Annotated in this window: 12 protein-coding genes; 6 read left to right on the top strand and 6 right to left on the bottom strand. The window is 64.6% G+C overall.

Translation table 11 applies throughout. The features are described from left to right. Positions 1 to 978 carry an FAD binding domain-containing protein gene (locus ACFQU1_RS13530; protein ID WP_378133330.1) on the top strand — a complete coding sequence of 326 codons (978 nt, stop codon included), beginning with the start codon at positions 1 to 3 and terminating at the stop codon, positions 976 to 978. Beyond that, positions 975 to 3,209 (top strand): xanthine dehydrogenase family protein molybdopterin-binding subunit, encoded by a 2,235-nt coding sequence (locus tag ACFQU1_RS13525; RefSeq protein ID WP_378133328.1) that lies wholly within the window; start codon positions 975 to 977, stop codon positions 3,207 to 3,209. The genes ACFQU1_RS13530 and ACFQU1_RS13525 overlap by 4 nt, the downstream gene beginning before the upstream one ends. Positions 3,210 to 3,302: 93 nt before the next feature. Here ACFQU1_RS13525 and ACFQU1_RS13520 read toward each other — a convergent pair whose 3' ends face one another. The 4 genes from ACFQU1_RS13520 to ACFQU1_RS13505 are packed head-to-tail and all read right to left on the bottom strand — an operon-like array spanning position 3,303 to position 7,010. Then, entirely contained in the window at positions 3,303 to 5,162 is a 1,860-nt protein-coding gene (locus ACFQU1_RS13520; RefSeq protein WP_378133326.1) for a TRAP transporter large permease subunit, read from the bottom strand. Between the two features lie 8 nt (positions 5,163 to 5,170). Then, positions 5,171 to 6,199: a TRAP transporter substrate-binding protein gene (locus ACFQU1_RS13515; RefSeq protein WP_378133323.1), complete on the bottom strand. Its 1,029-nt coding sequence runs from the start codon at positions 6,197 to 6,199 to the stop codon at positions 5,171 to 5,173. Positions 6,200 to 6,252: 53 nt separating this feature from the next. Next, entirely contained in the window at positions 6,253 to 6,618 is a 366-nt protein-coding gene (locus tag ACFQU1_RS13510; protein ID WP_378133321.1) for an isocitrate lyase/phosphoenolpyruvate mutase family protein, read from the bottom strand. Continuing rightward, positions 6,609 to 7,010: a helix-turn-helix domain-containing protein gene (locus ACFQU1_RS13505; protein WP_378133319.1), complete on the bottom strand. Its 402-nt coding sequence runs from the start codon at positions 7,008 to 7,010 to the stop codon at positions 6,609 to 6,611. The genes ACFQU1_RS13510 and ACFQU1_RS13505 overlap by 10 nt, the downstream gene beginning before the upstream one ends. A gap of 216 nt (positions 7,011 to 7,226) precedes the next feature. On the opposite strand from ACFQU1_RS13505, the gene gcvA reads away from it, so the two are divergent. The 4 genes from gcvA to ACFQU1_RS13485 all read left to right on the top strand — a co-directional run bounded on the left by gcvA (position 7,227) and on the right by ACFQU1_RS13485 (position 12,469). Then, positions 7,227 to 8,138 (top strand): transcriptional regulator GcvA, encoded by a 912-nt coding sequence (gcvA, locus tag ACFQU1_RS13500; protein ID WP_378133317.1) that lies wholly within the window; start codon positions 7,227 to 7,229, stop codon positions 8,136 to 8,138. A 462-nt stretch (positions 8,139 to 8,600) separates the two neighbouring features. Further along, positions 8,601 to 10,070 carry an aldehyde dehydrogenase family protein gene (locus ACFQU1_RS13495; RefSeq protein WP_378133315.1) on the top strand — a complete coding sequence of 490 codons (1,470 nt, stop codon included), beginning with the start codon at positions 8,601 to 8,603 and terminating at the stop codon, positions 10,068 to 10,070. Between the two features lie 70 nt (positions 10,071 to 10,140). Continuing rightward, positions 10,141 to 11,985 (top strand): thiamine pyrophosphate-binding protein, encoded by a 1,845-nt coding sequence (locus tag ACFQU1_RS13490; protein WP_378133313.1) that lies wholly within the window; start codon positions 10,141 to 10,143, stop codon positions 11,983 to 11,985. A 355-nt stretch (positions 11,986 to 12,340) separates the two neighbouring features. After that, a complete protein-coding gene (locus ACFQU1_RS13485) occupies positions 12,341 to 12,469 on the top strand; it encodes a hypothetical protein (protein ID WP_378133311.1) in 129 nt (42 codons plus the stop codon). A gap of 336 nt (positions 12,470 to 12,805) precedes the next feature. Here the strand turns inward: ACFQU1_RS13485 and ACFQU1_RS13480 are convergent, their stop codons facing one another. Both ACFQU1_RS13480 and ACFQU1_RS13475 read right to left on the bottom strand, forming a co-directional pair. Further along, positions 12,806 to 13,351: an invasion associated locus B family protein gene (locus tag ACFQU1_RS13480; protein ID WP_378133309.1), complete on the bottom strand. Its 546-nt coding sequence runs from the start codon at positions 13,349 to 13,351 to the stop codon at positions 12,806 to 12,808. A gap of 12 nt (positions 13,352 to 13,363) precedes the next feature. Then, positions 13,364 to 25,918, bottom strand: a complete 12,555-nt coding sequence (locus ACFQU1_RS13475; RefSeq protein WP_378133307.1) for an autotransporter-associated beta strand repeat-containing protein — start codon at positions 25,916 to 25,918, stop codon at positions 13,364 to 13,366. Positions 25,919 to 26,391 lie beyond the last annotated feature (473 nt).

Here is a 26,391-nt window from a genome sequence, read left to right as displayed (position 1 = left end):
ATGCTTCCTTTCACTCTCGAAAAGGCGCCCAGCACCGAGGCGGCCATCCTGGCTGCAACGGCCGGCGCACGCTATATCGCCGGCGGAACCACGCTCATCGACCTCATGCGCGAGGAGGTGGAACGACCAGAGCGACTGATCGACATCAACGCGCTTCCCCTGACCGGGATACGCGTGGAGGGTGACGATCTCGTCATCGGCGCTCTCGCCCGCATGTCCGAGGTGGCGGCCCACCCCGATGTCCAGCGCCTGCAGCCGCTGATCGCCGAAACCCTGATCGAGGGTGCCTCGCCGCAGCTGCGTAACATGGCGTCGATCGGCGGCAACCTGCTGCAGCGCGTCCGCTGCCCGTATTTCCGGATGCTCGATGCGCCCTGCAACAAGCGCGATCCGGGTTCGGGCTGCTCGGCGATCGATGGCCTCAATGCCGGCCACGCGATCCTCGGCACGAGCGATCATTGCATCGCGACGCATCCTTCGGATCTCGCCGTCGCTCTGGTTGCTCTCGACGCGACCATGCGCGTTCGGGGCCCGCAGGGGGAGCGCAGTTTCCCGGTGGAGGAGCTTTTCCGGCTGCCGGGCGACACGCCTCATCTGGAACATACGCTCGCCCTGGGCGAGCTGATTACGGAGGTGCGGGTGCCCACCGGGGCTCATAGTCGCCGCGCCCGCTATCTCAAGGTCCGCGACCGCGCCTCCTACGAGTTCGCGCTCGTTTCCGCGGCAGTTGCGCTCGAGATCGACGGCGGTGTGATCCGCCAGGCCCGTCTCGCCGCCGGGGGTGTGGCCACGCTCCCCTGGCGCCTGCGCGACTGCGAAGCGGCGCTGGTCGGGCGCCCCGCCGAACGGCAGACCTTTGAGGAGGCGGCACAGCTAGCCACGCAAGGGGCCCGGCCCCTGCAGCACAACCACTACAAAGTCGAACTCCTACCGCGGACGATCGTCCGCGCTCTCGAAATGACGGGAGAAGTCGCATGACCGGCACCCTCCTCGGACAACCACTGCCGCGCGTCGACGGGCGGGCCAAGGTCACGGGCGGTGCTCGGTATGCGGCCGACTTCAACCAGAACGGCCAGCTGTATGCCGTGATCGTCAGCGCAACGGCGGGCCTCGGCCGAATCATCGAGATCGACAGCGCAGGCATTGCGGACATGCCCGGCGTCGTCGCGGTCATCACTCATCGCAATGCACCGCGGCTCGCCTACGGCTCCCACAAGAGCTACATCGATCCCGCCGTCGGGGAGCGGCTGCACGTCCTGCAGGACGACCGGGTCCGCTTCTACGGCCAGCCGGTGGCGATCGTCGTCGCCGACACGCTCGACCAGGCCGAGCGCGCGGCCACGGCGCTTCCGATCGCCTATGAGCGGCAGCAGCCAACCGTCGATCCCTCCGACCCGAAGGTCCAGGCAGTCATCCCCGAAGCCGGTGCCCAGCCCGAGGCGCGTATCCCTGCCGATAGCGCCCGTGGCGATGCCGACAATGAGCTTGCGAGCGCCGAGGTAAAGGTCGACGAGACTTACGAGATCGCCCGCGAGCACCACAACCCCATGGAGCCGCACGCAACGGTGGCGGCCTGGAACGGCGATCGCCTGACGCTGTGGAGCAAGAGCCAGTTCGTCGCCAACGAACAGGCCGAAATCGCGGCCATTTTCGGCATTCCCATCGAGAATGTGCAGGTGGTCTGCCCCTTTATCGGCGGCGCCTTCGGCACGACTCTGAGAACCTGGCCGCATGTGACGCTCGCGGCGATTGCGGCGCGGCAAGTCGGTCGGCCGGTCAAGCTCGTTCTCACCCGCAAGCAGATGTTCTTCACGACGGGCCACCGCCCGCGCACGCGGCAGCGCATCGCCCTCGGCGCGATGCGGGACGGCAAGCTGACGAGCGCGATCCATGAGGGCGAGGGCGAGACGAGCCGCTACGAGGAGTTCATGGAAGCCCTGACGACCGCCACGGGCTACATGTACGCCTGCCCGAACGTGCGTACGCGCTATCGGCTGAAGCCGCTCGACACGGGAACGCCGAACCACATGCGTGGTCCCGGCGAGGCAAGCGGCGTCTTCGCTCTCGAATGCGCCATCGACGAATTGTCCTATGCGCTAGGCATCGATCCCATCGCGCTGCGTCGGCGCAATGAACCGGAGATCGACGAGGCGGAGGGCAAGCCCTTCTCCAGCCGCTCGCTGACAGAATGCTACGAGCGCGCCGGCGCGCATTTCGGCTGGCAGCAGCGGGATCCGAAGCCACGGTCCATGCGCGACGGGCGACTTCTCATCGGCATGGGCGCAGCATCGGCCACCTATCCGGCCTTTCAGGCAGCTTCCAGCGCGCGGGTGCGCCTGCTCGCCGACGGCACCGCGGAGGTCGAGGTCGCGGCGAGCGATATGGGACCGGGAACCTATACCTCGATGACGCAGATCGCCGCCGAGACGCTCGGTATGCCGATGGAGCAGGTGCGTTTCAGGCTCGGCCGCTCCGATTATCCACCGGCGCCGGCACACGGCGGCTCGTGGACGATGGCTTCCGTCGGCTCAGCGATTCGTGCCGCCTGCCTCGCGGTGCAGGAGGAAGCCGCAAAACGCGCCATTGCCGACCAGCGCTCGCCGGTCTTCGGCGCCTCTTCGGATGGCGTCGAATGGGCGGGTGGGCGCCTGCGGCGGCGTGGCGACGATGCGCCGGGGCAGCCCTATCGCGATATCATGGCGAGCACCGGCGGGCCCATCGAAGCCGATGCCTCCGCTGAGCGCGATGCCGCGGTGGCCGGCCGCTACTCGATGCATTCCTTCGGTGCGGTCTTGGTCGAGGTGGCCGTGGACCCGGACGTCGGCACCATCCGGGTGCGCCGCGCCGTCGGCGCCTATGGCATCGGCCGGGTAATCAATCCGCGTCTTGCGACGAGCCAGTGCATCGGCGGCATGATCGGCGGCATCGGCATGGCGCTGATGGAGCGTACGGCCCTCGACCCGCGCGACGGTCGGCCGGTCAACGCCCACATGGCCGACTATCTCGTGCCTGTGAACCTCGACATCCCGCAACTCGAGGCGCATTTCGTCGACGAGGTCGATCCCCACGTCAATCCGCTCGGCGTGAAGGGGCTTGGTGAAATCGCGCTCGTCGGCATGGCGCCGGCCATCGCCAATGCCGTCTTCCATGCGACGGGTAAGAGAATACGCAGCCTGCCGATCCGCATCGAGGATATGCTGAGCGCTTGAGCCGATCTTCTCTGGTCGCCGCATGGCGGTGAGGCTACTGCCGTGCCCTGTCATCTCGTCGAGACGATGACAGGGCACAGCCGCCTTTACGCTCTAGTCCAGAAAGCCGATCGAGATCCAGGGAACGGCCGCGACCAGGATGACGGCCAGAAGCAGCGCCCCCAGATAGGGCCATACCCGCCCCATCGCCTCCTCCGGCTGCACTCGCCCGATGGCGCAAGAAATGTAGAAGCCGATGCCGAAGGGTGGTGCGAAGAGGCCGAGCCCCATGGAGAGAATGACGACCATGGCATAATGGACGTCATTGATGCCGACCGCGGTGGCGACGGGAAAAAGCAGCGGCCCGAACAAGACGACCGCCGGAATGCCTTCGAGCAGGCTACCGAGAACGGCGAACAGAATGATCGACAGCACCATGAAGGTGACTTGCCCACCGGGCATGTCCGACATGATTGCGACGAGCTTCTGCGCGAATCCGGACTGGGTCAGCGCCCACCCCATGCCCGTCGCTGTACCGATGATCAGCAGGATCGCGCCGGAGAGCACGGCCGTGTCGACGAGCAGCGGATAGAGCCTCCGCCAATCGAGCGTGCGATAGACGATCGGACCGACGATGAGCGTGTAGACGACGCCGACCGTCGAGACCTCGGTTGCCGTGGCGATGCCCTCGACAACCGCGAAGCGGATGACGAGCGGCAGGATGAGCGCCGGCAGGGCAACGAGCAAGGTCTTCAGGATGAATGAAGCCTTCGCGCGTTCGACCTGGATGTGAGCCTCGCCTCGGGTACGCAGATAGGCGCAAATACCGAGGGCGACCGCACCGACCGCCGCCGGCAGAAGCCCGCCGATGAAGAGCGCCGCGATCGACACGCCGGTCACCGAGCCGATCGTGATCAGGATCAGGCTCGGCGGGATGGTCTCCGACATCGCCGATGAGGAGGCCAGAAGCGCGACCGTCTCCCCTTCCTTATAGCCGCGCCGCTTCATTTCCGGCAGCAGCACCGGCGCGATCGCTGCCATATCGGCGGCTTTCGCGCCCGAGATGCCGGAGACGAGATACATGGCTCCGAGCAGCACATAGGAAAGCCCGCCACGGAAATGGCCGACCAGTGCTGCGAGGAAATTCACCAGCGCCACGGCCATCCCTGTCACGTCGATGAGCAGGCCGAGGAAGATGAAGAGCGGGATCGCCAGAAGGATCAGGCTCGACATGCCGTGATCCATCTGGTTGACCAGGATGAAGAGCGGGACATCCGTGGTCAGCACGAGATAGGACAGCGTCGTCACGCCGAAGGCGAAGGCAATGGGCACGCCGATGATCACCAGCGTGCCGACGATCAGCACGAAGAAGATCGGCAGGTTCCAGTTACCCATCGCGACCAAGAGTGGCGAGGCGAGCAACAGCACGCCCGTGACGACGGCGATGGCGGCAACCGCAATCGCAATGTCACGCAACCGGCACTTCTTGAACAGCGACTGCACGGCGACGAGGCTCATCAGCACGCCGCCGACCAGGATCGAGCAGACGCGAAAACTGTCGGGCACATCGAGACCCGGCGTGATGATCATCCACTGGTCGACGACGTAGTTGTAGGCGGGATGGAGGATCTCGAGGACGAAGATCACCACCATGAGCGCGGCGATCGCATCGACGATACGGCGCAACTCGGGACTGAACTGCCTGATGAAGGCCGTCAGCCGCATGTGCTCGTCGCGGCTCAACGCGAGCACCGCGCCAAGCATGCCCAGCCACAGGAAGAGCGAGGCCGCGAGTTCGTCCGACCAGATCAACGGTCGATCGAAGACATAGCGTGCGACGACGCCCGCGAAGAGCACGGCGATGTCGAGCACCACGAGGATCGCGGACACGCCCTCGACGAGGCGTAGCCAGGACCAGCGAAACCCCGCCCCGGTCGTCGGGACGGCGGAGGCAGTCGTCTCTGTTACCTGCATGGCATCGCTCAGGTCAGCTTGCCGACATATTTTTCCAGGGCGGCCCAACCCTCCGGCGAGTAGCGCGTCGACCATTCCTTGTAGAATCCCGCCTCACGCAGCTTGTCGCGGAATAGCGTCGGATCGGGCTTGTTGAACGCGATGCCTTTCGCCTTCAGTTCACCTTCGAGCGAACTGTTGATCTCGGCGACCTTCGCTCTCTGTGCGAGACCGGCCTCATTGAGGCTGTCGGCGACGATCTTCTGCAAGTCTTCAGGCAGTGCTGCCCAGGCCTTGCCATTACCGAACAGCCAGACGCCGTCCCACACATGCGATGTCAGTGAAACGTATTTCTGCACCTCGAAATATTTCGCGGTGTTGAAGACAACCAGTGGATTTTCCTGGCCCGAGACGATCTTCGTCTGCAAGGCGGAATAGGTTTCTGCCAGATTGATGCTGGTGGGCGCCGCGCCCAGCGATTGGAAGAGCGATGTATAAAGCTGGCCCGGTGGCACCCTCAGCTTGAGGCCCCGCAGGTCTGCGGGCGTGTTGATCGGCCCGGTGCTCGTGCTGATCTGGCGGAAGCCGTTGTCCCACATGCGCTCGAAGGGATGCAGGCCGAGCTTCTCGAAGCCGCCGCGGATATAGGCGCCGACGTCGCCGTCGAGCGCGGCCCAGACCTTGTCGTAGCCGGAAAAGGCAAAGCCCATGCCGCTGATGGAGGCTTCAGGCACCAGGATCGACAGGATGATGCCGCCGCCCTGGAAGAACTGAATGGCATTGGCGCGCACCTGCGACAGCATCTGCGTGTCACCGCCCAACTGGTTGTTTCCGAAGACCTGGATCTCCATCCGGCCTCCAGAGCGCTTGCGGATCTCTTCGCAAGCCGACTGGAGGTAGACATGGAAAGGATGGGTCAGTGGAAAGCCATGGGCGAATTTATAAGTGAATTCGGCCGCCTGAGCGCGCCGCACGAGCCCCGGTGCGCCGAGCATTGTCGCAGCTCCCACACCGCCTACAAGGGCTGCCCTGCGCGTGATCGAACTCATCGTTTTCATGTGGTTCCTCCCATTTTGACTTTTGGTTCTCGATTTCAGTCGGCGCCGCGCGGCTAGGTATCGCGCCGGAACCTCGTCTCTATGGCCTGCCAGCCGGCTAGGTCGAGCGCGTCGCGTAAACCTTGCGGCGAGACCTCGTCGAGGCTGTCGGCCAGCACATAGCCGTCATCGGCATCGACGAGGGCCGGGATCTTGACCGCGCCGACCACCTCGCGCATGGCGGACGCCATCTCGCCAAGGCCGGCGATGCCGAGGTCCGGCAGGGCATAGCTGGCGGCGAGCAGGGACGAACCACCGATATTGAAGGCGCCGAAGCCGGCGTGCTCGATAAGGCGGGCGGACAATGCATCATGAGCCAGAGGGCTCACCAGGGGCCCTCCCGCGGCGTGGGCTTCACGCAGACGACGCCTCAGGGACATGCGCGGATCGAACCTCTTGCCGACGTGAGTGCGCGCGGGGCGAGCGCAGCCTGCCCACTGGTGAGAAAGCGAGCCGGCGTTTCGCCGTGCAGTCGCTTGAAATGACGGGTGAAGTGGGTCTGGTCAACGAAGCCGACCTCGAAGGCGACGGTGGCGATGCTCTCGCCGCGCTTCAGGAGCCTGGTGCCGAGGGTCACGCGGTGGCGGATCAGCCAGGCATGCGGCGTGATGCCGAGCTCCCGGCGAAAGGCGCGGATGATCTGATAGGGGCTGAGCTTCGTGAGGCCGGCGAGATCCTTGAGGGTGATCGGCTCCGCATAGTTTTGCGCCATGTGCCGAAGCGCCGAGCGCACCGGCGACGACAGGCCGGAGGCCGCTTCCGGGCGCGGCATTTCTTCGTCCCGAGGCCAACGGACCCCGTCGTCGGCGCAAGCCGTCCTGCCCAACCGTTCCTCCGATAACCCAACGCACGAGAGAAGACTCGGCGCGACGCTCTTTTGCTTCACGGATTTGAAGGACCCGACCGGCATTTGACAAAGTAAATTAACTGACGCTTGATTGATCAAAAGTCATGCAAGCGTCATCGCGCGCGTGTGGGAGGTGTGGCCGTGTCTCTTCCTCCTCTGAATGCGCTCCGGGCCTTCGAGGCCACCGCCCGGCATCTCTCCTTCAAGAAGGCCGCGGACGAGCTCTGCGTTACGCCCGGCGCGATCAGCCGCCATGTCATGCGGCTGGAGGAGGCGCTTGGACTGAAGCTCTTCACACGCCACCACCGCAAGATCGAGCTGACGCCGGAAGGGCTGCGCTACAGCCGCGAGATCGGCGATGCCTTCGACGCCATTGCCCGGGCGACCGCAAATTGCACGGCGATCGTCGACGATGCCATTTTGAAGGTGAAGCTGCCGCCAACCTGCGCCATCCGCTGGTTCGTGCCGCGGCTTGCGCAGTTTTATGCGCGGCATCCCGACATCTCGGTGCAAATTTCGACGTCGCACGAGCCGTTGGAACTCGGCCGGGATACAGCCGATGTGGCCATCCAGTACAACCGAACCGAGTCCGAGGCGTTGAGATGCGAGCCGCTGTTCAGCGGCTTGCTCGTGCCGGTCTGCAGCCGCGACCTGGCGAGCCGTGGGCGAGGCATCCATGCCGCCGACGACTTGGCGCAGCATGTCCTGCTCAAATCGATTCTGCGCCCGCGCGACTGGCCGCGCTGGTTCGCGATGGTCGGCACACCCCAGGACCTCGCGCCGGACCGCGAGCTGGTGTTGGAAAACGCCTCGCTCACCTATGAAGGCGCCGAGAAGGGCATCGGGGTGGCGCTCGCCCAAGTCGCTTTCATCGAAGAGGAATTGCGAGCGGGGCGGCTCGTCGTGCCGGTCGCCCGCCCCCTGCCTGACCCGGGCTATTTTCTCGTCATCCCGCGTGACCGCGCACGGCTGCGCAAGGTGCGCTTGTTCCGTGCCTGGCTGCTGGAGGAAGCGGTCGCGGCCCAGAGTGCCGTGACCAGCTTCGCGGCCTGAGCCCTTTCGCAATTTTGTCCTATCCCCGGCCCACCGCGCGGATCTAGAGATGAGGCGCTGTGGGCGCGTCCTCTAGCGCGTTCGATTCGCAGGGTAGGGATTGGCCTTTAGAGACAAATGGCCGGCGGATACGCCGCTGATTGGCGCTCTCTTTGGCCCTTTCGACCGAAATACTGGCGCTTACGGAGAAGAAGTTTTTGCGCCGCGTCGGCAATTCGCGAACAGGGCCGATTTTTTCCAGCGATCGACTGTGAAGATCTGAGCGGAATGGATGACTGGGCGCCGTCAGCCGACTTCGCGGCCCATGATGGGATGAGGCCACCAAGCCGATGCGCAAGCCGTTGAACTAGACCGCCCGATGCTCTCGCACGGGGCGCTCGTCACCCTCTGCCATGGTCGAAAGCGCACCAGACGAACGCCCAGCCGGGCTCCCCATCCCTAAAGTTTTGCAAGGCACTGATCATGCATGAACGTCGGACATCCGTCCTTCCCGCCCAACGTGGCCTCTTCTATGGCGGCGCCTGGCATCGGTCCGCGGCGGGCGGCACGATCGCCGTCGCTAATCCGGCAACAGGCGAGGATCTCGGTGCTGTCGCCGACGCCAGCCGCGCCGATGTGGACGCGGCGGTGCAAGCAGCGGCGACCGCCTTTCCCGCTTGGCGCGACACGCCGGTTGCCGAGCGGGCGAAGCTGGTGCGCCGGGCTGCTGCCGTGTTGCGCGAGCATGCCGAAGAACTCGCCACGATCGACGCGCTCGACAGCGGCAATCCGCTGAAGCCGATGCAGGTCGATGTGGAGCTCAGCGCCGATTATCTCGAGTATTTCGCGGGACTTGCCCCGGAGCTGAAAGGACATACGATCCCGATCCAGGCGGGCGTGCTGAATTACACGCTGCGCGAGCCGCTCGGCGTCGTCGCCCGCCTCGGAGCCTTCAACCATCCGCTCTTCTTCTCGGCGAGCAAGACTGGCGCGCCGCTCGCCTCCGGCAATACGCTCGTCATCAAGCCGGCTGACCAGACGCCCTTGTCGACGCTGCGCCTCGCCGAGCTCTGGGCCGACATTTTCCCGCCCGGCGTCTTCAATGTGGTCACCGGCGGGCTGGAAGCGGGTGTTGCACTCACCGAGCATCCGAAGGTCGCGAAGATCGGGCTCATCGGCAGCATCGGCGCGGGCCGGGCGGTGATGAAATCGGCGAGCAGCACCTTGAAACATTTGAGCCTCGAGCTCGGCGGCAAGAACGCGCTGATCGCCTGCGCGGATGCCACGCCGCAGGAGATCGCCCAGGCCGTGGTGCGCGGCATGAATTTCTTTTCCGTCGGCGGCCAGTCCTGCGGCTCGACGAGCCGCGTCTATCTGCACGACGCTATTCACGATCAGGTTGTGCCGCTCGTCGCCGAGATGGTCTCGCGCATCAAGGTCGGCCTGCCGACCGATCCCGCCACGGAGATGGGCTGCCTCTCGACCCAGGCGCAGTTCGACAAGACGATGCGCTATATCCGCCTGGCGCAGGAGGAAGGTGCACGGCTCGTGTGCGGCGGACGGCGGCTTGACGCGCCGCCTCTCGACCGGGGCTTCTTCGTCGAGCCGACGGTTTTCGCCGATGTCACGGATGGCATGGCGATCGCCCGCGAGGAGGTCTTCGGGCCGGTGCTCAGCATCCTGCGCTGGTCGGACGAGGGGGACGTGATCGCCCGCGCCAATGCGCTGGAGCAGGGGCTGACGGCCTCCATCTGGACGCATGATCTGGAGCGGGCGCACCGGATGGCCGCGCGCATCGAGGCCGGCTATCTCTGGATCAACGACTCGAGCACGCATTATGTCGGCGTGCCCTTCGGCGGCTTCAAGCAATCCGGTTACGGCAAGGAAGAAGCCTTCGAGGAAATGCTTGCCTGCACGCAGGTGAAAAACGTCAACGTCAAGCTTTTCCCTTGAGCCGCGAAACCGACGGCGCGGCCCACGAGTGGCCCAGAGCTCCGCGCAATCAGACCGAGAGAGGTCCGTGTTGAAGACAGTTCCCATGACGGAAGCCGGCGAGACCGTGCTCAACGCTCCGCGCGAACCGGCTGATCTGGAGCGCCCGCTCCCCTCCCCGTCCGCCGGCGAATGGGGCAGCGATATCGCCGCCGATATGCTGCGGGCGCTCGACATTCCATTCGTCGCCCTCAATCCGGGCGCGAGCTTCCGCGGCCTGCACGACAGCCTCGTCAATCACCTCGGCAATGAAAAGCCGCAGATGCTGCTCTGCCTCCACGAGGAGCACGCGATCGCCATCGCCCATGGCTGGGCCAAGGTGACCGAGCAGCCGATGGCGGCGATCGTGCACAGCAATGTCGGTCTGATGCATGCGACCATGGCCGTGTTCAACGCCTGGTGCGACCGGGTGCCGATGGTGATCGTCGGCGCGACGGGACCGGTGGATGCCGCCAAGCGCCGGCCGTGGATCGACTGGATCCACACGGCCCGCGATCAGGGTGCGCTGCTGCGCCCCTATACGAAATGGGATGACCAGCCCGCCTCCGTCGAGGCAGCGGTGGAATCCTTTCTGCGCGCCCACCAGATGGCGAATAGCTACCCCAAGGGGCCGACCTATATCTGCCTCGATGCCGGGCTCCAGGAAATGAAGCTCGGCGAGCGCCCGGCAATCCCCGATCCGCAGCGTTATCGGCCGGGGCCGCCGACCGTGCCGTCACCGGAGGTCATCGGCCAGATTGCCGGTCATCTCCTGCGCGCCAAGCGGCCGATCATCCTGGCCGGGCGCGTGAGCCGCAAGGAGAAGGCTTGGGCCGAACGCATTCGCCTCGCCGAAGCGCTCGATGCGGTCGTGCTCACCGACCTCAAGGCGCCGGCGGCTTTTCCAACCAGTCACCGCCTGCATGGCGCGCCGGCCGGCACCTTCCTCAATCCGGATGCCGCCGCGCTCCTGCGAGAGGCCGACGTGGTGCTCAGCCTCGACTGGATCGACCTCGCCGGCACGCTCAAGGCCGCCTGGGGGCAGGACACCGTCTCGGCCACGGTCGTCCACATCTCCGGCGACCAATATGTCCATAACGGCTGGAGTATGGACCACCAGGGGCTGCCGCCGGCGGATATTCTGGCGCTGGCGGAGCCGGACCCGACGGTCTCGCTGGTGCTGCCCGCCGTCGAGCGGTCCGGTGCGCGCCCTGCCTCGGCCTGGCCGGCGCGTCCTGCGCCGACCGCCCCGCCGGTGCTGACCGCCCATGCGTCCGACGAGCCGCTGAGTGTCCCTACCCTGGCCGCCGCACTTGCCGAGGCGGTCGATGCGGAGGAGGTCTGCCTCATCCGCGGCCCGCTCTCCTGGGCGGGCAAGCTGTGGACCATCGAACACCCGCTGGACTATCTCGGCATCGACGGCGGCGCTGGCCTCGGTTCGGGGCCGGGCATGGCGATCGGGGCTGCGCTCGCGCTCAAGGGCACCGGCCGCCTGCCGATCGCCGTCTTCGGCGACGGGGACTTCATGATGGGCTCATCGGCAATCTGGACCGCGGTGCATTACCGCATCCCCGTGCTGATCGTCGTCGCCAACAACACGTCCTTCTTCAATGATGAGCTGCACCAGGAGCGCATGGCGCGCCAGCGCGGCCGCGTCGTCGACAACAAGTGGATCGGTCAGCGCATGGCGGATCCCGACATCGACCTCGGCATGGTTGCGCGGGCGCAAGGGGCTGTGGGCATCGGTCCGGTCACCGACCTCGCCGAGCTCAGGGAGAGCCTCGCGCAGGCCATTGCTGCCCTCAAGGAGGGCCGGACGGTCGTCCTGGACGTCCGTGTGCTGCCGGGCTACGACCCCGGAACGACCAAAGCCATGGCGCAAGTCTCGAGCGAATGAGGGGAAGCGCCGCGTCGGGCCAATCGACGCGGCGCAGTCTTCCGACTGTGTGTCGGCAGGATCTATTGGTGGTCCCGGCTTTCGACGATCCGGAACCTATTCAGTCCTACAGGCCTGCCGAGGCCTCCATCACGCACCGATCGAGTTCCCGGTTATAGCGCGTGGCGTTCTCATAGAACGGCGCGTGGCCGCAATCGTCGTATCACCGGCCATGAACAGCGCCGTAATCGACATGCTGGTCACCGAACCGATCGTGACCAAGATCCGGCTCGGCGGGCTATCCGGCTGTGCGCCAGGGCGGTGCTGATCAGCCATAACCAGCTCGACCGGCTCACCCTGCCCCCCAGCGGCGCAGATGACGAGCGATGCAAGCAGCGGCGCGGATGTCGCGATCTACTATAACAGGGACGAGGCTGCAGCCCGCGACCTCGCCGCCAAGGCGGCCGCCCACGGCGCGGACGCCTGCCCTTTCGGTGCGCCATAATCCGGCGCACCGGAACGACAGCAATAAGGGACTACAACCAACGGCTTCCGCGCTGCTGGCGGAGGCGTGTTCGACATCAATTCGGTGATCGCCGGCATCCTTCTGCTTACCGTTTTCGCGCTGGTGCTCGACACGCCGTGTGCTTGTTCGAGGATCATTTCCTGCGCTGGCGCCCTAATGCCGGGCAGACGGTGGGCGCGAGCGCCTGAATCAGTCGTCCCCGGGCACGTAGTGTGGTCAGCGGCGGGGTACCAACGCCGCGACCGGGACTAAGATCGGCCTCGTCGGAACGACCGTGCCAACACCGCCAGGAGGCGGATCCTGGCGGAGCTCGGGCTACTTCGAGAGGGCGATCGTTCTGTCGAGTGCGCTGGGGAAACCCTTGAGGGAGACGGCGAGCTGAGTTTCCTTGCCGCCGTCGGCGATCGTTCTGATCTTCAAGCTGCTGCCCTTGCGCAGGAGCGGCAGCATCTTGGCGTCGAAGCTGAGGTCGACGACGCAGCCGCCGGGCAGGCAGGTGCGGAAGCGCAAGGGGGCCAGCGCCGGGCCGTCGTCGACCTGCAGCGTCACGCCCTTGTCGAGCGCAATGCCGAAGGGCAGCACCAGCGTACCATCGACTGTCGTATCCTGCGGGCGCAATTCCACCGCAAGTACACGCTGGCCGGACTGGCCGGTGGTCTGTTGCTGCGACAGCACGCAAACTTTCCCCGGAGCACCGTTTTGATTGACGACGGCGCAGGATACGGCCCAATCGCCGTGGCTTTCGTTCAGGGTGTTCGCTCCACCGGGAAGCCCCCCATTCTGGGCCATGGCAGGCCAGCCGAGAAGCGAAAGCATCAGGAGCGCCGCAATCGGCGTTGTTCTTTGCAAATATGAGACCACGAATGACCCTCGTCAAAATTTGAGACTGAAATTACCGCGAACCGATTGGTCGACGGCGCTGGTCGAGAACTGCCCGCCATAGGATAGGCCGAGCAGTGCCTCCTCCGATATACCAAAATCGAGGCCGGCGTCGAGGACAGCGGCATTGTTCGCGATCGGTACGCCGGCGATGCCGAACGCGCTGCCGCCAAGGAAGGAAAGGGTCGCCACTGGCGTGTCACCGAAGGCATGACGCCAGCCGAGCGAACCCCGCGCCTTGAAGCCGACGTTGCCGAAAGCGAGGTCGGTCGCGGCGCGCAGGCCGAGCGTGGTGAAAGTGGTCATCGTATCGTCGCTGCGGCCTTTCAGGGCAGCAGTTCCGCCGTTCTCGGTGAAGCCGTCCGTATGCAAGTTGACATAGGCTAGATTGGCGAAGGGCTCGAAGGCAAACCGACCGGCATCGATGCGATAGCCGACATCGCCGAAGACCTGCGTCGTGCCGGCATTGTAGTTCGCCATCAGTGTGTCGCCGAATCCCGGGAACGTAACCGAGCGGCTCGTCGTCATATCATGCCATGTATAGGTGATACCGGCGCGGAGGCTGACGGCGGCCCATTGTGTGCCGGCATAGAGGCCGAGGTTGTAGTCGTCGCTGCCCGCAGACGAGTTGCGGCTGGTAATACCGAAGCTGCTGCGGCTGTAGCCGCCGAGCACGCCGATCCGCCAGTTGTCGCGGATGGGTGCATCCGCCCCCAGGAAGAAGCCGCCGGTCGAGCGCGAGAGCGAGGCGGCATTACCGTCGCCATCGGTGTGGCCCCAAGATCCGAAGGCTTGGCCCCACAGCGTGAGCCGATCGTCCTGTTCGCACTCATCCGACGGACGTTGCGAGTCCCCAAGGCGCAACGGCGCGCCAATATTCCTATGCGTCGTCACATTGGCGCCCACCGCGCAGAAGGCCTCGCGAATGCGGTCGGTCGCGGCATCCCTGACGAAATGGCTCTCCTCCGCGAAGGCTGTGCGCGCCGAGGCGTGAATCTCGCCCGACAGCTGGTCAAAGGCTTGGCGAGCGGCCGCGTCGTCCGGCATGTTGATGAGCACGGTCAACAGCGCGCTCGTCGGCGGCAAGCCGTCCAGGCCGGTGCCGACGGCGGTCTGGTTAGGCGTCCGAGCAGCCTCGGTGAACGACCGCGTCTGCGCCACCACCAGATAGGCGTTGTTGGCGTCGTAGAGATCGGTGAGCCCAGCGAAGGCCGTGAGCGTGGTGTCGCCGGTCACGTCGAAGCTGCCCCGCAAGCCCTCCGTGGTGGTCAGCACGGTATAGCGCGTACCGAGCTTATAAGGCGCATTTGTCGTCTTGGTGACGTTGATCACAGCCCCGCTCTCGAGGGTCGCGCCACCCGTCACTGCGACTTGGTCGGAAGCGGTCGAGGTCGGATCGACCTCAGCCTCATATGCGGTGCCACTCGCCTGGGTATAGGGGCCGACGAAATTGAGCGTGCCGATCGAGTGGCCCGGGGCGATGGTACCGCCGGTGGCGACCGTCGTCGGGCCGACCGTGCCGATGCCCGTCAGCCTCGCGCCGTTGTGCACCATCAGGGCCGAACTGGCGATCGAGCCGTCCACCGCCAGCGTGCCGCCGACGACATCGGTTGCGCCGGTGTAGCTGTTGGTGCCGGTCAGGGCGAGCGTGCCGAGGTCGGTTTTCACGAGCCCCGCCGAACCGGTGAGTTCGGCGGCAATCGTTGCCCGATAGCCGGCGCCCTCAGCCGTGCCATCGCCGACGCGGATGGTCGCCTGGGTGCCGACCAAGGTGATCGGCTCGCCCTGAACTGTATAGCCGTTGGTGGCGAACTGCATTCCGGAGGCGGTGACGGCGCCGAGGCCGTTGTCGACATTCACCGTACCGGGTGCGCCGGCAAAGATGGCGAAGCTGCCGTTGGTGAAGGCTGCGTTCGTACCGCCCGTCGGATCGGTCCAGTTGTCGTCGCCGGCGGCGCGCCAGATGCCGCCGCCGCCATTGACGACGCCATCGGCTTTCGGGCCAGCATCGCCATCCCAGAAGTTCAGCGTCTGGCCTGCGCCGTTGACCAGATTGACCTGATGGGCGACCGAGGTCTGGATGCTGGTATGTGAACCGTCGGGCACCGTGCCCAGCCCGAGCGTGTTGTCAGCGATCAGGCTGCCGCCATAGCTGATGACGCGGTAGATGCCCGGTCCGAAGCTGCCTCCCGGTGTGGTCGTGACGTTGAGCGTCCCGTCGAGGGTGAGGTCGCCCCCCACTTTCAGGAGATCGTTGAGCGCACCCCCTTCGACATTGGCCTGACCGAACTCGAAGTTCAAGAACGAGCCCGGCCCAAGCGTCAGATCGCCATTGGCGGTGAGCGTACCGACCGCATCGGGCGCCCCAGGGTTGATCGCGCCGTCGGCGACGGTGACATCGCCGCCGATGATCCCCGTGCCGCCGAGCGTGCCGCCGGTTGCCACGGTTGTGAGGCCTGGTGCCGCCGACTGGTCGCCATTGACGAGCAGCGTACCGGCCTGGACGTTGGTCGGGCCGGCATAGGCGTTGTCCGCCGTCAGCGTCGTCGTGCCCGTGCCGGTCTGGTCGATGCCGCCGGTTCCGACGATCAGGCCTGGGAAGGTGATCGCGTCGGAGCGTTTGAAGGCGAGCGTGCCGTTATTCGCCACATTTCCGGTGATCGAGCCCGAGGTACCGCCGTCGCCGAGCTGCAAGGTGCCGGCGGCGATGGTCGTGCCGCCCGTATAGCTGCTTTCACCGGTCAGGATCGTCGTGCCAGTGCCGATCTGCTGGAGGTCGCCCGTGCCGGAGACCACGCCGCCGAAAGTCGAGCTGTCCGAACGGTTGAAGGCGAGCGTGGCGTTATTCGTGACATCGCCGGCAAGTGTGCCGGAGGTCCCGCCGTCGCCGACCTGCAGGGTACCCGCCGTAATGGTCGTGCCGCCGCTGTGGCTTGCGTCGCCTGCCACGACCAACGTGCCCGCGCCATCCTTGGTGAGCGCACCCGCCCCAGAGATGCCGCCGGTCAGCGTCGTGGTGGTCCCGGCATCCGTCAGGAAGGCGCCGGCGCCGTCGAGCGTCACGTCGCGGCCGCTGGTGATATCAGCCGTCGTGTTCAGCGTGCCGCCGTCGAACAACAGGCCACCGACGGTGTCGCCGAGATTGGCGTCCGACGCGATCTGCAGTGTGCCGCCGTTGATCGCCGTGCCACCGGTATAAGTGTTGATGCCGGAGAGCACGAGCGTTCCGAGATCGGACTTCAAGAGCTGAGTGTTGCCGGTGAGCTCGACGGCGATAGTCGCCGTATAGTTGGCGCCCGCTTCAGTGCCGTCGCCGACGCGGATGTTCGATTGCGGGCCGACGAGAGTAATCCGATCGCCCACGATGCTGTAGCCGTCACTGGCGAATTGCATGCCGGAGGCGCTGACATTCCCCAGGCTATTGTCGACCGTCACCGTTCCGGCGGTGCTTTCGAAGATTGCGAAGGCACCATCGCTGTAAGGCGCGTTCAATTGCCCGGTACTTTCGGTCCAGTTGTCGTTGCCGGTCGAGTTCTGCCAAGTGCCATCGCCGCCATTGATGTCGCCGTCGTTCTTCGGTCCGGCCGCACCGTCCCAGAAGTTCAACGTCAGACCCGTCGCGTTGACGAGATTGACCTGATTGGCCACGGCAGTCTGCACATAGTAGTCGGACGAGGGGATCGTCCCGACCGCAAGTCCGTTGTTGGTGAGCGTCCCGTCATAGCTGATGACACGATAGATGCCGGGATCAAAGGACCCGCCCACGGTGGTCGTCACGTTGAGAATGCCGTCAAGCGTCAGATCGCCGTGAACCGTGAGAAGATCGTTGAAGGCACCGCCGGGGACATTCGCCTGGCCAAAATTGTAGTTGAGAACGGAGGCGCCCGAGAGCGCGACATTGCCGTTGACGGTGAGCGTGCCCGGCGCGTCGCCGGAACTGCCCGGGCTGATCGCGCCACCGTCAGACACGGTGACATCACCGCCGAGCGTGCCCATGCCGCCGAGCGTGGCCCCGCTCTCCACCGAGGTCAGCCCGGTCGCGCCCGACTGGTCGCCATTCACGAGGAGCGTACCGGCCTGGATGTCGGTCGGGCCGGCATAGGCATTGTCCGCCGTCAGCGTCGTCATGCCCGCGCCGATCTGGTTGACGCCACCGGTACCAGTGATCAGGCCATCGAAAGTGACCGCGTCCGAACGGTCAAAGGCTAGCGTGCCGTTATTTGTCACATCGCCGGTGATCGAACCCGACGTGCCGCCGTCGCCAAGCTGCAAGGTACCGGAGGCGATCGTCGTGCCACCCGTATAGCTGCTGTCACTGGTCAGGATCGTGGTGCCAGTGCCGATCTGCTGGAGGTCGCCCGTGCCGGAGACCACGCCCGCGAAAGTAACGTCGTCCGAACGGTTGAAGGCAAGCGTGCCGTTGTTGGTCACGTCGCCGGCAAGCGTACCGGAAGTCGCCCCGTCACCGACCTGCAACGTGCCGGCCGTGATGGTCGTGCCGCCGCTGTGGCTCGCATCGCCGGCCACCACCAGCGTGCCCGCGCCATCCTTGGTGAGCGCACCCGCCCCAGAGATGCCGCCGGTCAACGTCGTGCTGGTCCCGGCATCCGTCAGGAAAATGCCGGCGCCGGCGAGTGCCACGTCGCGGCCGCTCGCGACATCCGCCGTCGTGTTGAGCGTGCCACCGTTGAACGAAAGCCCCCCCGCCGCATCACCGAGATTGGCGTCGGTGGAGATTCGCAGCGTGCCGCCATCGATGGCTGTGCCGCCGCTGTAGGTATTGGTGGCCGTCAGGGTGGTGATACCATCGCCTATGTGCCGGAGGTCGCCCGAGCCGGAGATCACGCCGGCGAAGGTGACAGCATCGGAGCGATTGAAGACGAGCGTGCCGTTATTGGTAACATCGCCGGTGATCGAGCCCGAGGTGCCGCCGTCGCCGAGCTGCAAGGTGCCGGACGCGATCGTCGTGCCGCCCGTATAGGTGCTGTCCCCGGTGAGGATCGTGGTGCCCGTGCCACTCTGCTGGAGGTCGCCTGAGCCGGAGATCACGCCATCCAGGGTGAGCGCATCGGAGCGATTGACGACGAGCGTGCCGTCATTGGCCACATCGCCGGTGATCGAGCCCGAGGTGCCGCCGTTGCCGAGTTGCAGCGTGCCGGACGCGATCGTGGTGCCGCCCGTATAGGTGCTGTCCCCGGTGAGGATGGTGGTGCCGGTGCCGATCTGCTGGAGGTCGCCGGTGCCGGACACCAAGCCGGCAAAGGTAACCTCGTCGGAACGGTTCAAGGCGAGCGTGCCGTTGTTGATCACATTGCCGACGAGCGAACCGGAGGTCGCCCCGTCGCCAACCTGCAGGGTACCCGCCGTAATGGTCGTGCCGCCGCTGTGGCTTGCGTCGCCGGCCACCACCAGCGTGCCCGCGCCATCCTTGGTGAGGGCGCCTGCCCCCGTCATATCGCCCGTGAAAGTCGCCGTTGTGCCGGCGTCGGCAAGAAAGGTGCCGGCGCCATCGAGCGTCACGATACGGCCGCTCGTGATGTCCGCCGTGGTGTTGAGAGTGCCGTTGTCGAAGCGGAGGCCACCAGCCGCATCGCCGAGATTGGCGTCCGAGGAGATCCGCAGCGTGCCACCGTCGATCGCCGTGCCACCAGTATAGGTGTTGGTGCCGGTGAGCACGAGGGTGCCGAGATCGGACTTCACGAGCTCAGTGGTGCCGGTGAGCTCGGCGGCGATGGTGACCGTATAACCCGCGCCCGGGTCAGTTCCGTCGCCGACGCGGATGGTCGACTGCGGACCGACAAGCGTGATCTGATCGCCCTGAATGGTATAGCCATCCGCCGCGAACTGCATGCCCGCGGCGCTGACATTGCCGAGGCTGTTGTCGACCGTGACGACGCCACCCGTGCCCTGGAAAATGGCAAAGGTCGCATCCGTATAAGGCGCATTCAACGTGCCGGCGCTGTCGGTCCAATTGTCGTTGCCCGTCGAGTTCTGCCAAGTGCCGTCGCCGCCATTGACCACGCCGTTGTTTTTTGGGCCGGCATCGCCATCCCAAAAGTTCAGCGTCTGGCCCGTCGTGTTGATAAGATTGATCTGGTTGGCGACCGCGGTCTGCACCGAGACATTGCTGCCTGCCGGCATTGTGCCCAGGGCGAGCCCATTGTTGGTGAGTGTCCCGTCATAACTGACGACGCGATAGACGCCCGGCCCGAAGACGCCGCCGGGCGATTGCGTGACATTGAGGGTACCGCCTAGGGTGAGATCACCGCGCACGATGAGAAGGTCGTTGAACGGCCCGCCGACGACATTCGCCTCACCGAAATTGTAGTTGAGGATCGAGCCACCAGAGAGCCCGACATCACCATTGACGGTGAGCGTGCCCGGCACATTGCCGACACCCCCCGGATTGAGTGCGCCGCCATCGGCGACGGTCAGGTTGCCGCCAAGAACCCCCGTGCCGCCGAGCGCAGCACCACTCGCCACCGAAGTCGGTCCGGTCGCGCCCGACTGGTCCCCGTTGATGAGCAGGGTGCCCGCCTGGACATCGGTCGGGCCGGCATAGCTGTTCGCGCCGGTGAGTGTGGTGACGCCCGCGCCGATCTGGTTGACGCCACCCGTCCCGGAGATCGGGCCGGCGACGGTCAGCGCATCCGAGCGATTGAAGGCGAGCGTCGCGTTATTGGTAATGGGCCCGGCGAGCGTGCCGGAGGTACCACCGTCGCCAATCTGCAGGACACCGTCACCGATCGTCGTGCCGGCCGTATAGCTGTGGTCACCCGTCAGCGTCAGGGTGCCGGCGAGTTCCTTGTCCAGGCTTTCGAAGCCAGTGACGCGCGCCGTGTCCAGGGTGAGCGGCGCGGCGTTGTTCACCTGCAAGAGGTCCGTGCCGGCACCGCCATCGACGCTGCCACTCAACGCAGCGCCGTCGTTGAGCGTCAGCCTGTCGTCGCCATCGCCAAGGCTGAGCGCGGTGGCGCCGGTATCGAGCATGCCCAGGAGGGTCACGACGTCGCTGCCACCGCCGAGATCGCCGTTGGCCCGCAGCGTGCCGCTGGCATCGACAGTGATCGCGCTCGCACCGCCATCGCCCGTGATCGCGGTCTGCGTGCCGCCCGCGGCCCCAACCGTGCCGTTCGACGCCACGATCAGCGTGCCGGAACCGTTCATGGCGAGTGTCGCCGTGGTCAGATCGCCCGGGTTCGTGCCATTGCCGATCTGCAAGGTGCCGGCGTCGATCCGCGCCGCGCCGATCGCGTTGCCCGTCGCCGTCAACACCGTGGTGCCAGTGCCGATCTGGGCAATGGTGCCCGGCCCGCTTAGCGTGCCATTAAAGTCGAAGGTGTCGCCGCGGTTGAACGACAAGGTGGAGGTCGGCGCATTGACGATAACGTTGCCAGCGCCAGCATTGCCGCTCGTGCCGCCATTGCCGATGACGAGATTGCCGTCGTTGATGACCGTATTGCCGGTATAGGTGTTGTTGCCGGTCAGCATCCAGGTGCCTGGACCGTTCTTGGCCAGCGTCGTCCTGCCGGTGGTGGCATCGGCGTCGGCGATCGCCCCGCCCATGGTATTGAGGTCAGTGTTGCTGCCACCGAGCGCGATCGTGCGTGTGCCGGTGCCCTGCAGTGTGATGGGCGCAGTGTTCGAGAAAACGACAGCACCGGTGCCGGACGATTCGATGAAAGTGGTGCCTTGCGCAAGCGTGAACAGGCGATCGGTTGTATCGCCGATGCCGGTGTAGCGCAGAGTAGAGCCGTTGCCGATCACCAGATTGGAGGCGTCGCTGGCCGAGGCGCCGAGGCTGCTCGCCTCTCCGCCGTTGGCGAGCTTATCGACGCCGAGCACGCCACCCGAAATGGTGGTAACGCCGGTATAGGTGCTTGCCTGATTGCGCAGGATCCAGGTTCCGGTGTCCTCCTTGGTCAGCGAGGTCTGGCCGGTGCCGTTGTCGGTGATCTGGGCGGCTAAGCTGTTATCGGCAGTGCTGGTGCCGCCGATCCTGATCGTCTGAGCCGTGTTCGGGCTCGAGAAAGCGATCGCTCCAGCGTTGGTGAAGCTCACCGGGCCGGTGCCGGACGCATCGAGCTTGCCGGTGGCGGACGGACCAAGGGTGAACAGCCTATCCGTCGTGTCGCCATCACCGACGTATTTGAGCGTGCCGCCGTTAAGAATGAGGTTGCCCGCGTCGGAATCCGATTGGCCGATGGAGCTCGCGGTGCCGCCATTGGTGAGGCAGCCGACTTCGAGCGTGCCGGCATTGACGGTGGTGGAGCCGTTGTAGGTGCTGCTGCAGCTGGAGAACCGCTGGGCCGCAGCACCGCTCTTGATGACGCCGCCTTCGCCGCTGATCGCGCCGGCATAATCGACGCCGGTGCCATCGTTCTGCGTAGAGCCCGTGGTAATGGTCAGCGTGCCCGTGCCCAAGGTAACGTTGCCGCCGTTCGAACCGCCGCCGACGAGATAGGCTACGGACGGGTCCAAATTGTTAACGTCCAGCACTACACCGGCGACATTGTGCAAACTGACGCTGGCGGCGCCGAAGGCGCTGCTCGAGCCCGCTTGCAGGGTGCCTTCCCTGACCTCGATCTGGCCTTCGAAGGTATTGTCGCCGGACAGCGTTAGAGTGCCAGGCCCATCCTTCCACAGGGCCCCATCGCCCGCGAACACGCCCGTGAATGCCAAACTTGTCGCAGGGTTTGCTACTTCGATGCGGGAGAACGTTCCACCTCCGCTCAACACTTGGAAGCCGCGATCGGTCGTGACGTCCGACCCGGTATAGATGAGCCTGCCATTCCGGGTGAGAACGAGATTCTCGGGGTCGCTGCTCGAGGCGCCGATACCGCTTGGCTGCCCACCATCCGTCAAGCAGTCGACGCTCAAGATGCCGCTGATATTAGTCGAGCCGCGATAGTTGCTGCGGCAGCCCGAGAGCGTCTGCTCGTTCGTGATGACAATCCCGCCATCCCCATCTATAGCTCCGTCAAAGATGCCTTTATTGGCTATCGTCAACGTCGCCGTACCCAGGACCACCGTCCCGGTGCCGTTGAGTCCTCCGATTGTATTGTCGAACCCGGCAAGATCCAATGTCGCGCCGCTCGCCACCGCCATATTCCCGCCCCCGGTAACGGGGCCGAAGGCCTGCGTGGAGCCGGCACGCAACGTGCCCTGCTGGACGGACGTGCCGCCCGTATAGGTATTCATGCCTGCCAATACCAGCGTTCCGGGCCCCCGCTTGTTTAAGGTACCGTTACCCACCCCTGTCCCGCTCAAAGTAAGAGCAGTAGCAGCTTCGCTCACGTCGAACCCGCCGCCGCCCCCGCCGGCCGTTACTGTGAAACCCCTATCAATATTAGCGGTTCCGCCTGTATACTGCAGGAACCCACCACCGGTCAGGACGAGATTGGCAGGATTACCGCTAGATGCGCCGATTCCGCTCACGACACCGCCGTTAGCCAGGGTACCGACCGAAAGCGTACCGCCATTGATATTGGTGACCCCGACATAGTTGTTGCTGCCGTTGGAGAGCGTCAGGATCCCGGATCCGGTCTTGGTGAAGCCGGCATCATCGGGGCTAGTCACTAGGCCTGAAAACGTGAGGTTCGTGCCGCTATCGACTTGGATCGCACGCGCTGGACCACCGTTGATCAAAGTAAATCCGCGATTCGTCGTTGCGGTTACACCTGTGTAACGTAGCGTACCGTTCTCAAGTACAAGATTGGAGGAATCGGCAGAGGAGGCGCCGATTGCGCTATTCACATTACCATTGCCTATACTGCTGACGGCCAACGTGCCCCCGCTCAGCGTCGTTTCACCTGTGTAGCTATTATTGTTATTGGATAGCGTAACCTGGCCGGCACCGCCCTTGGCGAAACCGACAGCGCCGCCGTTGTCGATGATCGTGGAGGCAATCGTGAAGTTGCCGGTACCATTCTGCAGGACACCCAAGGTTCCGCCGTTGACGGGCCCGGTGAGATTGCCGCCCTGAATGAGTTTACCCGTGTTGCCGACTGAGGAACCCACGATGATCGTGCCGTCGATTCCCAGTGTTTGTCCGCTGCCGACGGTAACGGTCGACGCTGCCGCGGCAGTGTATTGCAAGCCACCGATCTGCTTGCTGCCGTTCACTGTACCGAAGAAAGGAGTATTTGCACCACCCCCAGCATCGCTGATGACTTCGCCGTTCAGCCACGTGCTCGCATCGTCCCGGTTCTGATAATCCGCCGCCGTGAAGGCGGCAATAACCCTGATGCCGCCCCCGATGTCTACTACCTTGGCATAGTCGGTATTGGTGCCGCTCGTGACCGTTGCCCACCCCCCTAAATTACCGATAGGATTCGTAGTGGTGATCGCACCACTACCCACCGAAGGAAGAGCGAAGTCGATCAGACCGCCCAGTTGAGAGATGGCGCCCAGGTTCAGCGTAAGGCTGCCGCCGGAGCCGCCGGAGGTCGCGGCGACCTTGTTGTTGCCCGCGGCCACAGTGAGACCATTGAAGGTTTGCGTATTAGCGACGCCCGCAGCACCCGTTATGATGAGCGTGCCACCGGCCATCGTCAGGGCCGAGCCATTCGAAATGATATTGCTCGCCGGCGCGGCGGCTGCGCTGAAGTTCAGGGCAAGCGTGCCGCCACCTACGGTGGTCGCGCCGGTATAGGTGTTGCTGCCGGTGAGCGTGAGCGTGCCGGTGCCACGTTTGACGAGGCCCCCGTCTCCGGCGATGCTGCCGGCATAGCTCGTTGTAGTCGTGCCGTTTATACTCAGGTCGACACCGGTGAGCGCCACGCTGCCGCCGGTACCCGACAGCTGCGTGAAGGTCACATCGAAGCCGTTGAGGTCGAGCGTGCCGCCATTGACCGCGACGGCTTGGGGCACCAGCCCGAAAGCTTGAGTATTCCCGACTTGAAGCGTACCGCCGTTGACGGTCGTCGTGCCCACATATGTATTGGCGTTGGTAAGCAGCCAGGTGTCGCCTGCGGCGCCGTCCATGATCACATTACCCGTACCGGAGATAAGGCCGGAAAACGTGTTGACGCCCGAATAAGTCCCGCCCAGCGTCAAGTTTTCAGCCACTCCTGCGCTTTGGAAGGTCACAGGACCGCTCAGGGCCAGCGCGCCGGTGCCGTCATTTCGAATCGTACCGTTCCCGTTGATCGTCCATGTCCGATCGCTGCTGCCTCCGGAACCGATGTAGCTCAGCGCACTGCCGCTATTGATGGTAACGGTGCCGGCCGTGCCTGTGCCGAGTGAACTGGCAGTCCCCATATTCGCGAGCGAGCTGGCCCGCACCGTCACGGCGCCTCCTCCGCCGAAGGCACCGACCCCGATCGAGACCGGACCGTTGAAGGTATTGGCGCCAGTGAGAGTGATGCTGCGGGCCACAGCGCTGCCGGTCAAGCTGACCGGCTTATCCCCGGAACTGCTGATCACGCCCGAGAGTACGAGATCGCTTGTATCGGCCCAGAAGATCAGGCCGGGGCTCGTGCCTCCCCCCGACGAGATGGAGCCGGACAAAGTCAATGTCCCACCGCCCGAATTCTTAATGGCCGCTTCGGAGAAGCCGGCTGGATTCAAGACCCAGTTGCGGTCCGAACTGGCTGGTCCGGTGCCGGTATAAATCGCATAGCTTTCCGCGCCGGACCCGGCGTTAAGCACGATTGTACCGTTAGCCGCCGTCGTTGGCGCGCCGAGTGCGCTCGGCCCACCGCCGACATTACCAATCGAGGTGAACAGGTGATTTCCCTGGCCCCTGAAAATCGTCTGTCCAGTGTAATCATTCGCGTTATTGTTTAGTGCAATATTCGTGTTGATCGTCAAGCCGCCCGAGCCGGTAAAACGTGCCGACCCCACCTCCCCGGTACCGGTTGTGGTGAGTGTGACATTGCCGGTGATGGTGACGACGCGACCGGCGCTCAGGTCCGTGGTGCCGGCGTTGATCAGCGTGGTGCCACCGGCCATCGTAATTCCGTTGCTCGATGCGCCGAGAGCGGCATCGCCATTGACGGCGAGCCCGCCCCCATTGACGGTGACTCCACCGCTGAAGGTGTTCACTCCATTGAGGGTCAAGACGCCACCACCGGCCTTGGTCAGCCCCGCGGTTCCGGCAATAATCGAGTTAATGATGGCATTGTCGTTGATGCCGCCATTTACCGTAATGGTCGGGGTCGCCCCGGCGAGCATCAGTGTATTTCCGGTTATCGTGTAAGCAGTATTGGGAGAGGAAAGGTCCTCGAATGTCAGATTGTGCAAGGTAATGGACGTGCCCAGAGTCACCGTTCCTGTGACGGTACCACCAAAAATGGCGTCATCCAGATTGGTATTACTCCAGACGGTATATGGACCGCTCACGCCGTCGCCATTGGGGCTCCAGAAGAGCGAGGTCGTATTCCAGGTACCGGTGCCGCCGCGGCCGGACGCGGTGCCGTTGGGGTCCCAATAGCGGTTCGCGGCACTCGCAGGACCTGTGACAGGTCCGATAGCGAGCGCCAGCGCAATGAAGACAGCGATTCCCCGGCGAACAGCAGATGCGATGAGTTGCGTGCATTTGAACACTAGGCTCGTCCGCCCCGCTTTCCTCATTTTCAGGGAATGATCGCAAGCTGGAACGATCAACGCCCCAACCCGTGCGGGTCTGGTTTGAGACCCGGCCTTCGATTTCGTCGCCATACCGCTCATTCACCCCAATAAATTCGGTGCTTCCCACGTTGTGCCGCTCACAATTGGGAGTTGCGCAATATAAGATTCGCTATTGCAGGCTGCTGAAACCGACAGCCGTCATGAACAAACGCCACTCTATGGTGGCGACCTCGGAGCACGAATTAATGCTCATGATTACCATTTATGGTTGAAAAAATGTTAATTTGCCCCCTTTGATTGCACCGGGCAATGCGCGACCCCTCACCGCGTGCGGGTAATTGCAGAGTTCACCAACGAATCCGGAGTTACTGAATATCCGCCGCCTGATTTACGGATCAAAAAAATCATGTTAATCTCGATAATCACCAATACATCTGCCTTGCAATATA

This window comes from Chelatococcus sp. GCM10030263 (assembly GCF_042666455.1).
Taxonomy (GTDB): Bacteria; Pseudomonadota; Alphaproteobacteria; order Rhizobiales; family Beijerinckiaceae; genus Chelatococcus.
The sequence above is the reverse complement of the archived record's forward strand: the minus strand, read 5'-3'. Positions and strand labels throughout refer to the sequence as shown.

Excerpts from the sequence above, each read along its gene's own strand:
- ACFQU1_RS13510 (WP_378133321.1), bottom strand. The coding sequence starts at position 6,618 with ATGTCCCTGAGGCGTCGTCTGCGTGAAGCCCACGCCGCGGGAGGGCCC.
- ACFQU1_RS13520 (WP_378133326.1), bottom strand. The coding sequence starts at position 5,162 with ATGCAGGTAACAGAGACGACTGCCTCCGCCGTCCCGACGACCGGGGCG.
- ACFQU1_RS13505 (WP_378133319.1), bottom strand. The coding sequence starts at position 7,010 with ATGCCGCGCCCGGAAGCGGCCTCCGGCCTGTCGTCGCCGGTGCGCTCG.
- ACFQU1_RS13515 (WP_378133323.1), bottom strand. The coding sequence starts at position 6,199 with ATGAAAACGATGAGTTCGATCACGCGCAGGGCAGCCCTTGTAGGCGGT.
- ACFQU1_RS13485 (WP_378133311.1), top strand. The coding sequence starts at position 12,341 with ATGACGAGCGATGCAAGCAGCGGCGCGGATGTCGCGATCTACTATAAC.
- ACFQU1_RS13495 (WP_378133315.1), top strand. The coding sequence starts at position 8,601 with ATGCATGAACGTCGGACATCCGTCCTTCCCGCCCAACGTGGCCTCTTC.
- ACFQU1_RS13530 (WP_378133330.1), top strand. The coding sequence starts at position 1 with ATGCTTCCTTTCACTCTCGAAAAGGCGCCCAGCACCGAGGCGGCCATC.
- ACFQU1_RS13525 (WP_378133328.1), top strand. The coding sequence starts at position 975 with ATGACCGGCACCCTCCTCGGACAACCACTGCCGCGCGTCGACGGGCGG.